Here is a 12,106-nt window from a genome sequence, read left to right as displayed (position 1 = left end):
CGGCAACGCGGATACCGATTCCCCGTGCGATCGCAACGGCATGGCGCCCCCGCAACGATGCAGCGCGACTGCGAAGTCTTTTGTGGGAGGGGCTTCAGCCCCGACTCGCCGCCTCAAGCGGCAACGCGGTTACCGATTCCCCGCGCGATCGCAACGGCATGGCGCACCCACAACGATGCAGCGCGACTGCGAAGTCTTTTGTGGGAGGGGGGCTTCAGCCCCGACTCGCCGCCTCAAGCGGCAACGCGGTTACCGATTACCCGCGCGATCGCAACGGCATGGCGCCCCCGCAACGATGCAGCGCGGCTGCGAAGTCTTTTGTGGGAGGGGCTTCAGCCCCGACCCGCCGCCTCACGCGGCAACGCGGTTACCGATTCCCGGCGCGATCGCAACGGCATGGCGCCCCCGCAACGATGCAGCGCGGCTGCGAAGTCTTTTGTGGGAGGGGCTTCAGCCCCGACTCTCCGCCTCAAGCGGCAACGCGGTTACCGATTTTCCGCGCGATCGCAACGACGCCAATCCGCTGACAACCCGACTCAAGGCTCGCTCTTGCCCGCCTGCGCCGCCTGCGCACGCTCCAGCACCAGCAGCGGATCGATCCGCACGTCGAACCAGTTCATCCCCCAATGCAGATGCGGCCCGGTCGCGCGGCCGGTGGCGCCGACCGCGCCGATCACTTGGCCCTGCGTGACCCGGTCGCCGACCTTCACGTCGATCCGCGACATGTGCAGGAAATTCGAACTCACGCCGTGGCCGTGATCGAGCAACACCGTGCCGCCGGTCAGGTACAGATCCGGGCCGACGAAGGTGATCACGCCCGCGGCCGGGGCCTTGATCGCGGTGCCGGTGGGCGCGGCAATGTCCATGCCCGAATGGCCGGAGCCTTTCTGGCCGTTGTAGACGCGCTGGTTGCCGAAGCGGCCGCTGATGCGGCCCTGCACCGGCCAGATGAAGGGCTGGGCGAAATCGGCGCGGTCGTCGTCGCGCGCGCGCGCGGCCACTACCTGCGCCTGCTCGCGTTCGATCCGCGCGGCGATCTCCGGCGGCGGATTGACCGTTTTGGGCGGCACGCCGTTGATGTATTCGGTCGGGAAATCGCGCTTGGTCACCGCGATGGTCGCGGTCTGCACGCGGCCCGGGGCGATCTCGACCTGCACGCTCAACGGCCCGGTCGCATCGCGGCCCACGCCGAACACCACGGTGCCGTAGGCAGTGGTGCGCAAGCGGCGCTCGCCGTAACGCACCACGCTGCCCGGCGGCACCTTGCCGATCACCAACCCACCTTGCGATACCGACGAAGGAAAAACGATTCTCGCATCGGCCGGGGTAGAACCCGCGACCGCAGACGTCTGCTGCGCAAACACGATCTGCACCGGCGACAACAGCATCGTCGCGGCAAGCGCCGCGAGCGCGGCGAAACCCAACCTCATCGTGCGAACGCCAATCGCTGTCCGTTAGGCGCGCCGACCAGGGACGTGCCGTCCCACGCGAGCACACCGTTGACCCAGGTCGACGCGATGCGGCTGTGGAAGGTGCGGCCCTCGAACGGCGACCAGCCGCACTTCGACAGCACGTCCTCGCGCTGCACCGTGTACGGGGTGTCGTCGATCAGCACCAGGTCGGCGGCATAGCCCTCGCGCAGGAAGCCGCGGTTTTCCACGTCGAACAGCTTGGCCGGCGCGTGGGCGAACTTGTCGACCACCTGGGCGGTGGTCAGGCGGCCTTCGTGGACCAGTTCCAGCGCGGCATTGAGCGCGAACTGCACCAGCGGCAGGCCGCTGGGCGCCGAGGTGTAGGGCCGGGCCTTTTCTTCCAGCGTGTGCGGCGCGTGGTCGGTGGCCAGCACGTCGATCACGTCTTCGGCGACCGCGCGGATCAGCGCCTCGCGGTCGGCCGGGTCCTTGATCGCCGGGTTGCACTTGATCAGGTGGCCGAGCTTTTCGTAGTCGTCGCGATCGAAGCGCAGGAAGTGGATGCAGGTCTCGGCGGTGATGCGCTTGCCTTCGATCGGGCCGGCCTGGAACAGCGCCAGTTCGTCGGCGGTGCTGATGTGCAGCACGTGCAGGCGGGTGTTGTGCCTGCGCGCCAGCGAGATCGCCAGTTCGGTCGATTTCTTGCACGCCTCGCGCGAGCGGATGTCGGGATGGAATTGGGCCGGGATGTCGTCGCCGTACTTCGCCTTGTACCGCGCCAGCTCGGCGTCGATCATCGGCGTGTCTTCGCAATGGGTGATGATCGGCGTGGGCACGTCGCGGAAGATCGCATCCAGGGTGACCGGATCGTCGACCAGCATGTTGCCGGTCGAGGCGCCCATGAACACTTTCACACCCGGCGCGGTGCGCGGGTCCAGCGACTGGATCGCGGCGAGGTTGTCATTGCTGGCGCCCAGATAGAAGCCGAAGTTGCCCCAGGCGCGTCCGGCCGCGCGGCGGTATTTGTCTTCCAGCGCGGCCGCGTCGAGCGTCGGCGGGCTGGTGTTGGGCATGTCCATGAACGTGGTCAGGCCGCCGGCCACCGCCGCGGCCGACTCGGTGGCCATGTCGGCCTTGTACTCCAGGCCCGGTTCGCGGAAATGCACCTGGTCGTCGATCATCCCCGGCAGCAGCCGGCGGCCGTGCGCGTCGATCACGGTTTCGCCGCCGCGCGCGGACAGGCCAGCGCCGATCTGGCCGATGCGGCCGTCCTCGATGCGCAGGTCGCCGTCGTATTCGCGCCCTTCGTTGACCAGGCGGGCGTTGACGATCAGTGTCGATGACATGAGTGGTTTCCAGGCTCGGAGGAGGGCGGGTCGGAGGATGGATCGAGCGGCGGCACCGGGTCGAAGCCGCCTGGATGCAGAGGATGGCAGCGGCCCAGTCGCTTGAGCGTGAGCCAGCTGCCTTTGAGCGCGCCAAAGCGCCCGATCGCCTCCATCGAATAAGCCGAACAGCTCGGATGGAAGCGGCAACGTTGGCCGAGCAGCGGGCTGATCCAGCGTTTGTAGCCGCGAAGCAGGGCGATGAGCAGGCGGTCGATCACGTTTCCTTAATGCCGGCATCGGTAGTGACGGATGCGGGGACTCGATGTCGCAAGCCCCGTTGCAGCCGCTATTTTACGCCGCGATCGGCCGGTTGTCGGTGTGGTTGCCGCAGGTGTCGCAGCAGGGTATAACAGCGCGCTTTCCCCAAACAAGGCAAGTGCAAGACGAAGGTCCGCAGCGGCTTGGAAGCCAAGCTGCCGTGCTGCGCGGACCGGGCGAAAACCGGCGATCGGCCGGATTTCACTTGCGGTCATCGAACGCATGTGCATTTGATGGCCGGGTGGGTCATGCTTGACCCGCGATGCTTCCGGATCGCATCCGGAGGCGCCCTCAGGGAATAGAAGGACAAGCCGCTCGTGGCAGTGAAAAAACCTGCGAAGAAGGCCGCCAAGGCCGCCAAGAAGACCGCCAAGCCGGCTGCGAAGAAGGCGGCCACGCCTGCGGCCAAGCCCGCGCCGAAGAAGGCTGTCTCCAAGAAGCCGGTGGCGAAGAAGGCGGCGGCCAAGCCGGCCCCCGCCAGCAAGTCCACGGCGGGCAAGGCGGCCAAACCGGCGCCGGCGGCAAAGAAAGTCACCCCGGCGCCCGCCAAGGCGGCCGCGGTGAAGAAGCCGGCGGCGGCGCCTGCGGCGAAGAAGCCAGCGGCGCCCGCGGCGAAGAAGCCAGTCCCCGCGCCGGCCAAGCCGGCGGCAGCGAACAAACCCACGGCGAGCAAGGCCAGCGGAACAAAGAAGCCCGAGCTTAAAAAAGTTGAAGTGAAAAAGCCCGAAGCTGTGAAGCCCGCAGCCAAGCCTGCCGACAAACAGCCCGTCCCGCCCAAGCCCGCCAAGGCTTCCGCGGGACCGGCCGACAGCATCATCTCCGACCAAAGCAAGAACACAGTGACCCAACCAGTATCCAGCAAGACACCCGCGGCCAAGCCCGCGACAACGACCCCCGCCCCGGCCACGCGCCCGGCCGGCAAGGTCGCCGTGGCCATTACGGCCAAGACCCAGCAGACGCCCGCGCCCAAGACCAAGGTCAAGGTCGTGGCCTACAAGAACGATCCCGCAACCGGTCGTCCGATCGTGCCGGACGGTTACAAGCCGACCTCGGACGAGGAGTACATGAGCCCGTTGCAGCTCGAGTACTTCCGTCAACGCCTGCTGCAATGGCGTACCGACCTGGTCGAGGAATCCAAGCAGACCATCGAGAACCTCAAGGACGAAGTGCGCGACGTCGGCGACGAAGCCGAACGCGCGACGCGTGAGACGGAGAACTCGCTCGAACTGCGTACCCGCGACCGCTATCGCAAGCTGATCAGCAAGATCGACAGCACGCTCAAGCGGGTGGATTCGGGCGATTACGGCTTCTGCGTCGACACCGGCGAAGAAATCGGCCTGGAACGCCTGGAAGCGCGTCTGACCGCCGAACGCACCATCGACGCGCAGGAGCGTTGGGAGCATTTGCAGAAGCAGATGGGCGATTGATCCCTCGCTTCGGTCCGCAATTCGGATCGATGCCTATGAGAGCCCCGCGCAAGCGGGGCTTTTTTGTTTCCGGGATGAACGAAAGGCGAATCCCCTCGGCCCCTTTTGAAGACCTGGAAGACAAGCAAGCCCGTGTTCGAAGTCAAACCAAGGCAGTGACAAGGCCGTATCCGACCCAAGCCGGCGCCAACCGATCCAGACATCGCCGACCAAAAGCCCCGGTTGAACCGACCGAAGCTTCCCCGGTTTTGCAAAAAAGGAGGGTAGGGGATTTGCTTCTTCCCGCCCGCCCTATAGCGTAGGCCGCACCCACGCCACGCGAACCCACCATGGAAGGCTTCCTGCTGCTGCTCATCCCGATACTGACGATCTGCCTCAATCTCGGCCTGTGGCGGCTGTCGCGCGGCTACACCCGTTTCGCCGGCGCGGCGATGTTCGTGCTGCTGAGCGGGCTGATCGCCTCGCCGCTGATCGGCGTGCTGTGCTGGCAGGCGAGTCAGCTCGAACGCAGCTTCGGCAACACCCAGGGCGACGCCCTGGTGTCGGTCGCCGCGGGCGCGTTCAACGTCGCGCTGGCACTGATCGGAGCGGTCGCCGCGGCCGTGCGCAAGCCGGCGGTCGCGCCGAAGCAAGCGCCGGAGAGTGAACGGGTCAGGTTGCGCAGCGATTGAGCCGTGGCTCGCCGCTGGGGCGACGCAAGTCGCGTGAGTTGAAGATGGCGGACAAGTTAAAGATTGCGCTTGGTTCGGCGCAGAGCGATCGCTCGACCGCCCAGATCGAGCCCGCGCACCGCTACTGCAAATCGCGCAGATCCAGCCGCCGCAGCTTCGGCGCCAGCTTCGCGGTCGCGCCGACCACGGCCAGGGTCATGCAGCCGCCGAAGATCACCGACGGCACCAGTCCCATCAGCCTGGCCGCCAGGCCCGATTCGAACGCGCCCAACTCGTTCGACGAGCCGATGAAGATGCCGTTGATCGACGACACCCGTCCGCGCATCTCGTCGGGCGTGGACAGTTGCAGGATGGTCGAGCGCAGCACCACCGACACGCCGTCGCACATGCCCGACAGCATCAGCATCGCCGCCGACAGCCAGAAATCGCGAGACAGCGCGAACCCGATGATGCACGCGCCGAACCCGGCCACCGCGTACAGCAGCAGGCGGCCGGCGTTCTTCTGCGGCGGCCGCCTCGCCAGCCAAAGGCCCATCAGCACCGCGCCCGCGGCCGGCGCCGCGCGCAGCACGCCGAGCGCTTCGGGCCCGTAATGCAGGACGTCGTGGATGAACGCCGGCAGCAGCGCCACCGCGCCGCCGAACAGCACCGAGAACATGTCCAGCGCCTGCGCGCCGAGCACGACCTGGTTGTTGAACACGAAGCGCAGGCCTTCGCCGATGCTCTTGAACACCGGCGCGCGCTCGGCCTGCGGCGCCGGTTCGCTGACCCGCAGGGTGATGATCGCGATCGCCGCGGCCAGGGCGAAACCCGCCGCGACCAGATAGGCCGAAGTCTTGCCGCCCCAGGCGATCAGCGCGCCGCCCATCGCCGGCCCGAGCACCAGCCCGGTCTGCATGACCACGCTGCTGACCCCGGCGCCGCGCGCGAAATGCTCGCGCTTGAGCACCCGCGCGAACAGCGACATGTACACCGGCGACAGGAACGCGCGGACCACGCCGTTGACCGCGATGGCCACGTAGATGGTCAAGGTGTCGAAGCCGAAGCCGCCGGTGGGCAACACGCCGCTGGCGACGCCGGCCAGCATCAGCGTGGTCACCAGCAAGCCGTTGCAGGCGAACATGCCGAGCTTGCGCCGCGGCAGGTGATCGACCGCGTAGCCGGCGAACAGGGCGAAACAGAAATACGGGATGACCTCGGTCAGGCCGATCAGGCCCAGCGCGAACGGGTCGCGGGTCAGTTCGTAGATGTGCCAGCCGACCGTGACCGCGACGATCTGGTACGACAGCATCGCCAGCAGCCGGTACACCAGCAGCCCGGCGAAACCGGGATTGCGCAGCAGGCGCAGGGCGCTGATCGGTGGTGGGTTGGCGGCAGACGCGCCGTCGGTGCCGGTCTCGCTGGCGTCGCCGGCGCTCACAGCCGGCGCTGCGCTTGCTCGCGGATGAAGGCCAGCAGCGAGGCCAGGCCGTTGCTGCGGGTCGGCGACAGGTGCTTGGCCAGGCCGATGTCGGCGATGTAGTCGGCCGGGCTGGCGACGATCTCGGTCGCGCTGCGGCCCGAATACACCCGCAGCGCGAGATAGATCAGGCCCGAGACGATGGCCGAATCGCTGATCGCGTGGAAGGTCAGCCGCTCGGCGTCGCCTTCGACCACGATCCACACCATCGACTGGCAGCCGAGCAGGCGATGCTCCTCGGTCTTCCACTCGACGGGCAGGTCGGGCAGCTTGCGGCCGAGGTCGATCAGGTATTGATAGCGCTCGGACCAGTCGCCGAAGAACGCGAATTCCTCGCGGATCGCGGCCTGGGCTTCGACGGCGGTGGCTTCGATCGGGAACGGCGAGGTGATCGTGGCCTCGCTCATCGCGAACGCTTCCAGCGCACGCCGGCCGGCGTGTCTTCCAGCAGGATGCCTTCGTCGGCGAGTTGCTGACGGATCGCATCGGCGCGGGCGAAGTCGCGGTCCTTCTTGGCTTGATTGCGTTCGTCGACCAGGGCCTGGATTCGGGCGTCGTCGTTGTCGCCGCTCGCTCCGGCGAACCAGGCCGCGGGGTCTTGCTGCAACAGGCCCAGCGCGAGACCGGCGCCGAGCAGCTCGCCCTTGAGGCGGGCCTGCTCGATCGGGTCGGTCGCCTTGCGCGCTTCGCCCGCGATGCGCGCGAGTTCGGCCAGCGCCTGCGGCGTGTTGAGATCGTCTTCCAGGGCGGCCTGGACCGGTTGCGGTATCGACAAGGGCAGTTCCAGCGTGCCGGCTTCGCGATCGAACACCGCGTAGGCGATGTCGCCCAGGTCGCGCAGGGTGCCGTACAGACGATCCAGCGTGCGTGCGCTCTGCTCGATCAACCCATCCGACCACTCCAGCGGCTGCCGGTAATGCGCCGACAGCAGCGCGTAACGCAGCGCCTCGGGCGGATGCTTGGCGACCAGGTCGTGGACCTTCTGGATATTGCCGATCGACTTCGACATCTTGCCGCCATCGAAATTGAGCATGCCGTTGTGCAGCCACCAGCGCGCGAACACCTTGCCGCCGTGCGCGCATTCGCTCTGCGCGATCTCGTTCTCGTGGTGCGGGAACTGCAGGTCGACGCCGCCGGCATGGATGTCGATCGTCTCGCCCAGGTGCGCGGCGGCCATCGCCGAGCATTCGATGTGCCAGCCCGGGCGGCCGCGGCCCCACGGCGACTCCCAGCCGGGGAGGTCGCCGGTGGAGGGCTTCCACAGGACGAAGTCGCCCGGATCGCGCTTGTACGGCGCGACCTCGACCCGCGCGCCGGCGCGCATGTCGTCGATGTCGCGGCGCGAGAGCTTGCCGTAGTCGGCATAGCTGCCGATCGAAAACAGGACGTGGTTGGCGGCTTCGTAGGCGTGACCGCTGTCGATCAAACGCTCGATCATCGCCACGATCTGGCCGATGTGGCCCGTCGCGGTCGGTTCCAGATCGGGCGCGCGCACGCCCAGCGCCGCCATGTCCTCGCGGTAGGCGGCGGCGAAGCGGTCGGTGATCGCCGCGATCGGCACGCCTTGTTCGGCGGCCGCGGCATTGATCTTGTCGTCCACGTCGGTGATGTTGCGCGCGTAGGCCAGGGCGCCATAACGTCGCCGCAGCAGGTCGGCGAGCACGCCGAACACCACCGGGCCGCGCGCGTTGCCGATATGCACGTAGTTGTAGACCGTGGGGCCGCAGACATACATCGTCGGGCGTGCCGGATCCAGCGGAACGAAGGCTTCGACCTGTCGCGACAGGCTGTTGTAGAGATGCAGGCTCATGGATAGGCGGCTTGGGGTCGGGTTCATTCTAGCGGGCCGCGCGGGCCCGCGTCCGCGATCGCGCGGTCGCGATGGCCGATCCGCGCAACACGGCGGCCGATTCGCCACGGCCGGCAACGCCCGACGTCCGATCGGGGCCGTGGCCGCGCCCGGGCGAAGCCGCGCAAGCGCGCGCGAAAGCCGAGCGCGCGGTCGCAATCACGCATGATCGGGGCGCTTGCAAGGCCTGGACGGACGGGGCCTAAAGGCGGGATTCAGGCCATTAGCGGACACTGCTCTTACACTTTATTCACGAATCCACTGCGCGAGCCCGATGAACCGAACCGTCCTGCAGGTCTCGATCCTGGTGCTGATCAGCGCCGCGGCCTCGCTGTGGACGGCTCCCGCGGCGGCGCAGCAGCACACCACCGTACTGCAGGCCGAGAACGTGCGGTTCGACTATGCCCAGGTGCTGCGGGTGACCCCGATCTACCAGACCCTGCGCGCGACCACGGTCGAGCAGCAGTGCGAACCCGAGCCGGCCGACAAGTCCGACTCGCGGCTGTCGCGGGTGGTCGGGGCGGTGCGCGAGGCGCTGGGCCGCGAGCGCGACCCCAAGCCCAGCACCGGCGAAAACTGCAAGCCGGTGCCGGTGGAACGCGAATTCCGCCGCCCGATCGCCTACGACGTGGACTACGTCTACAAGGGCAGCCGGTTCCGCTCGCGCCTGCCCGAGGACCCGGGCAACAAGCTCAAGGTCCGGGTCGCGGTGACCCCGGTGATCACCCCGATCAGCACCTCGCGTTGAGCGCCCGGCCGCATCCGGCGCCCGGCCCAGGTCGCGTTTCCCGATTTTGCGGCTTGCGCCGTGCCCCCGCCCATGCGAGCATTCGCGGCCTCATGAATCCGAACTACGCCGACGCCGACGTGTTGACCTCTGCCTACATGGCGGCGGGAATGACCTCGCGTGCTCGTCGACCGTTGCCCTGCCAATCCGCTGGGTGACGGCCCGCGCCGTCGTTCGTGTAACAAGCCGCACACACGAAAAGCCCAGCCTAGCGCTGGGCTTTTTTGTTTTTCGCCACGGGAATCGGGAATGGGGAATAGGGAATCGTCAAAGCCGTAGCGACGCTTCCCGGTTTCTCTCGCGACTTCCACGCCAACGCCGTCACCCGCTGTTCCCATTCCCGATTCCCCATTCCCGACTCCCGAAAAATGACCAAACACTTCCTCAACACCCAAGACTGGTCGCGCGCCGACCTCGACGCGCTGCTGGCGCAGGCCGCCGTGTTCAAGCGCAGCAAGCTCGGCGATGAGCTCAAGGGCAAGTCGATCGCGCTGGTGTTCTTCAACCCGTCGATGCGCACGCGCACCAGCTTCGAACTGGGCGCGTTCCAGCTCGGCGGGCATGCGGTGGTGTTGCAGCCGGGCAAGGACGCGTGGCCGATCGAGTTCGACCTGGGCACGGTGATGGACGGCGATACCGAGGAACACATCGCCGAAGTGGCCAAGGTGCTCGGCCGCTACGTCGACCTGATCGGCGTGCGCGCGTTCCCGAAGTTCGTCGACTGGGCCAACGACCGCCAGGACAAGGTCCTGGCCAGCTTCGCCAAGTACTCGCCGGTGCCGGTCATCAACATGGAGACCATCACCCATCCGTGCCAGGAACTGGCGCATGCGCTGGCTCTGCAGGAGCACTTCGGCACCTCCGACCTGCGCGGCAAGAAGTACGTGCTGACCTGGACCTACCACCCCAAGCCGCTCAACACCGCGGTGGCCAATTCGGCGCTGACCATCGCCACGCGTCTGGGCATGGACGTGACCCTGCTGTGCCCGACGCCCGAGTACATCCTCGACGAGCGCTACATGGGCTGGGCCGAGCAGAACGTCGCCGAAAGCGGCGGCTCGCTGCGCATCAGCCACGACATCGAAAGCGCCTACACCGGTGCCGACGTGGTCTACGCCAAGAGCTGGGGCGCGTTGCCGTACTTCGGCAACTGGGGCCCGGAAAAGCCGATCCGCGACCAGTACAAGCACTTCATCGTCGACGAAGCCAAGATGGCGCTGACCAACAACGGCGTCTTCAGCCACTGCCTGCCGCTGCGCCGCAACGTCAAGGCCACCGACGGCGTGATGGACTCGCCGCAGTGCATCGCGATCGACGAGGCCGAGAACCGCCTGCATGTGCAGAAGGCGATCATGGCCGCCTTGATAGGCGGCCGGGAATCGGGAATTGGGAGTCGGGAATCGTAAGAGCGCATCTCCTCGTTCGAACCATCATCAAGACATCACTTTCAATACGAGACGTCCCCACATGTCGCAGCAAACTGCTTCTTCGATTCCCGACTCCCGACTCCCGAATCCCGGCTCCAAAGCCATCGTCCTCGCCTTCTCCGGCGGCCTCGATACCAGCTTCTGCGTGCCTTACCTGCAAGAGCGCGGCTGGGCCGTGCATACCGTGTTCGCCGACACCGGCGGCGTCGACGCGGAAGAACGCGACTTCATCGAACAGCGCGCGGCCGAACTCGGCGTCGCCAGCCACGTCACCGTCGACGGCGGTCCGGCGATCTGGTCGGGCTTCGTCAAGCCCTTCGTCTGGGCCGGCGAGGGCTATCAGGGCCAGTACCCACTGTTGGTGTCGGACCGCTACCTGATTGTCGAGGCCGCGCTCAAGCGCGCCGACGAACTGGGCTGCAAGGTCATCGCGCACGGCTGCACCGGCATGGGCAACGATCAGGTGCGTTTCGACCTGGCGGTCAAGGCGCTGGGCGACTACGACATCGTCGCGCCGATCCGCGAAATCCAGAAGGAACACACCGAGGTCCGCGCCTACGAGCAGAAGTACCTGGAAGAACGCGGCTTCGGCGTGCGCGCCAAGCAAAAGGCCTACACGATCAACGAGAACCTGCTCGGGCTGACCATGTCCGGCGGCGAGATCGATCGTTGGCAGGCGCCGGGCGAGGGCGCGGTGGGCTGGTGCAAGCCGCGCTCGCAGTGGCCGAGCGAAGCGCTCAAGGTCACGATCACCTTCGAAAACGGCGAAGCGGTCGCGCTCGACGGCGAAAAGATCGAAGGCCACACGATGCTGGCCAAGCTCAACGGCCTGTTCGCGCAGTACGGCGTGGGACGCGGTCTCTATACCGGCGACACCACCATCGGCCTGAAGGGCCGCATCATCTATGAAGCGCCGGGCCTGTTCGCGCTGCTGACCGCGCACCGCGCGCTGGAAGAAGCGGTGCTCAGCAAGCACCAGAACCGCTTCAAGCCCGAGGTTGCGCGCAAGTGGGTCGAGCTGGTGTACGAAGGCTTCTTCCACGATCCGCTCAAGACCGACCTGGAAGCCTTCCTGGCCAGCTCGCAGTCCACGGTCAACGGCGAAGTCGTGCTGGAAACCAACGGCGGCGTGGTCAACGCGGTGGCGATCAGCTCGCCGCACATCCTCAACGCCAAGGGCGCGACCTACGCGCAGGCGGCGGACTGGGGCGTGGAAGAAGCCGAGGGTTTCATCAAATTGTTCGGGATGAGCAGCACGTTGTGGGCGGAGATCAACCGCAAGAATTGACCGAGCTTCGAGCCCCTCTCCCGCACAGCGGGAGAGGGGTTGGGGTGAGGGAGCGAGCGCCGAAGGCAGCAAGCTGCTTTTGCTTTTTTGCGTGTGATTAAAACACCCGCAAAAGCTCCCTCACCCTAGCCCTCTCCCGC

The 12,106-nt window shown here is 66.9% G+C and carries 11 protein-coding genes; 5 read left to right on the top strand and 6 right to left on the bottom strand.

The annotated features are described in order from the left end of the window. Window positions 1-536: 536 nt before the first annotated feature. Genes KME82_RS15755 through yidD form a run of 3 tightly spaced genes read right to left on the bottom strand, consistent with a single transcriptional unit; the run spans window position 537 to window position 3,018 of the window. On the bottom strand, window positions 537-1,430 hold the full coding sequence (locus KME82_RS15755; protein WP_215494901.1) for a M23 family metallopeptidase: 894 nt from the start codon (window positions 1,428-1,430) through the stop codon (window positions 537-539). Further along, window positions 1,427-2,758, bottom strand: coding sequence for a dihydroorotase (locus tag KME82_RS15750; RefSeq protein WP_215494900.1), 1,332 nt, complete (start codon window positions 2,756-2,758; stop codon window positions 1,427-1,429). The genes KME82_RS15755 and KME82_RS15750 overlap by 4 nt, the downstream gene beginning before the upstream one ends. Continuing rightward, complete coding sequence (gene yidD, locus KME82_RS15745; RefSeq protein ID WP_056111825.1) at window positions 2,743-3,018, bottom strand: membrane protein insertion efficiency factor YidD; 276 nt, start codon at window positions 3,016-3,018, stop codon at window positions 2,743-2,745. Before yidD ends, KME82_RS15750 begins: the two co-directional genes overlap by 16 nt. Window positions 3,019-3,375: 357 nt before the next feature. Here yidD and dksA point away from each other — a divergent pair, with 357 nt between their 5' ends. Continuing rightward, a complete protein-coding gene (gene dksA, locus KME82_RS15740) occupies window positions 3,376-4,485 on the top strand; it encodes an RNA polymerase-binding protein DksA (protein WP_215494899.1) in 1,110 nt (369 codons plus the stop codon). Between the two features lie 329 nt (window positions 4,486-4,814). After that, complete coding sequence (locus KME82_RS15735; RefSeq protein WP_215494898.1) at window positions 4,815-5,156, top strand: hypothetical protein; 342 nt, start codon at window positions 4,815-4,817, stop codon at window positions 5,154-5,156. A gap of 121 nt (window positions 5,157-5,277) precedes the next feature. Here the strand turns inward: KME82_RS15735 and KME82_RS15730 are convergent, their stop codons facing one another. From KME82_RS15730 to cysS, 3 genes are read right to left on the bottom strand one after another with little or no spacing between them, the layout of a single operon-like run. Next, on the bottom strand, window positions 5,278-6,513 hold the full coding sequence (locus KME82_RS15730) for an MFS transporter (RefSeq protein ID WP_215499097.1): 1,236 nt from the start codon (window positions 6,511-6,513) through the stop codon (window positions 5,278-5,280). A 59-nt stretch (window positions 6,514-6,572) separates the two neighbouring features. After that, window positions 6,573-7,022, bottom strand: a complete 450-nt coding sequence (locus tag KME82_RS15725) for a SufE family protein (protein ID WP_215494897.1) — start codon at window positions 7,020-7,022, stop codon at window positions 6,573-6,575. After that, a complete protein-coding gene (cysS, locus tag KME82_RS15720; RefSeq protein WP_215494896.1) occupies window positions 7,019-8,425 on the bottom strand; it encodes a cysteine--tRNA ligase in 1,407 nt (468 codons plus the stop codon). Before cysS ends, KME82_RS15725 begins: the two co-directional genes overlap by 4 nt. A 313-nt stretch (window positions 8,426-8,738) precedes the next feature. Between cysS and KME82_RS15715 the strand changes: the two genes are divergently transcribed. From KME82_RS15715 to KME82_RS15705, 3 genes are all read left to right on the top strand, one after another. Beyond that, window positions 8,739-9,212 carry a hypothetical protein gene (locus KME82_RS15715; protein ID WP_215494895.1) on the top strand — a complete coding sequence of 158 codons (474 nt, stop codon included), beginning with the start codon at window positions 8,739-8,741 and terminating at the stop codon, window positions 9,210-9,212. A gap of 407 nt (window positions 9,213-9,619) precedes the next feature. Next, the gene (locus KME82_RS15710; RefSeq protein ID WP_215494894.1) at window positions 9,620-10,657 is read left to right on the top strand and encodes an N-acetylornithine carbamoyltransferase; all 1,038 of its coding nucleotides are present in this window, start codon (window positions 9,620-9,622) and stop codon (window positions 10,655-10,657) included. Between the two features lie 61 nt (window positions 10,658-10,718). After that, on the top strand, window positions 10,719-11,966 hold the full coding sequence (locus KME82_RS15705) for an argininosuccinate synthase (RefSeq protein WP_215494893.1): 1,248 nt from the start codon (window positions 10,719-10,721) through the stop codon (window positions 11,964-11,966). Window positions 11,967-12,106 lie beyond the last annotated feature (140 nt).

It is taken from the genome of Lysobacter capsici (assembly GCF_018732085.1).
Lineage (GTDB): Bacteria > Pseudomonadota > Gammaproteobacteria > Xanthomonadales > Xanthomonadaceae > Lysobacter > Lysobacter capsici_A.
The sequence above is the reverse complement of the archived record's forward strand: the minus strand, read 5'-3'. Positions and strand labels throughout refer to the sequence as shown.

What these genes read in the sequence shown, in the direction of transcription:
- KME82_RS15755 (WP_215494901.1), bottom strand. Translation starts at nt 1,430, where the DNA reads ATGAGGTTGGGTTTCGCCGCGCTCGCGGCGCTTGCCGCGACGATGCTG.
- KME82_RS15750 (WP_215494900.1), bottom strand. Translation starts at nt 2,758, where the DNA reads ATGTCATCGACACTGATCGTCAACGCCCGCCTGGTCAACGAAGGGCGC.
- KME82_RS15735 (WP_215494898.1), top strand. Translation starts at nt 4,815, where the DNA reads ATGGAAGGCTTCCTGCTGCTGCTCATCCCGATACTGACGATCTGCCTC.
- KME82_RS15725 (WP_215494897.1), bottom strand. Translation starts at nt 7,022, where the DNA reads ATGAGCGAGGCCACGATCACCTCGCCGTTCCCGATCGAAGCCACCGCC.
- cysS (WP_215494896.1), bottom strand. Translation starts at nt 8,425, where the DNA reads ATGAGCCTGCATCTCTACAACAGCCTGTCGCGACAGGTCGAAGCCTTC.
- KME82_RS15715 (WP_215494895.1), top strand. Translation starts at nt 8,739, where the DNA reads ATGAACCGAACCGTCCTGCAGGTCTCGATCCTGGTGCTGATCAGCGCC.
- KME82_RS15710 (WP_215494894.1), top strand. Translation starts at nt 9,620, where the DNA reads ATGACCAAACACTTCCTCAACACCCAAGACTGGTCGCGCGCCGACCTC.
- KME82_RS15705 (WP_215494893.1), top strand. Translation starts at nt 10,719, where the DNA reads ATGTCGCAGCAAACTGCTTCTTCGATTCCCGACTCCCGACTCCCGAAT.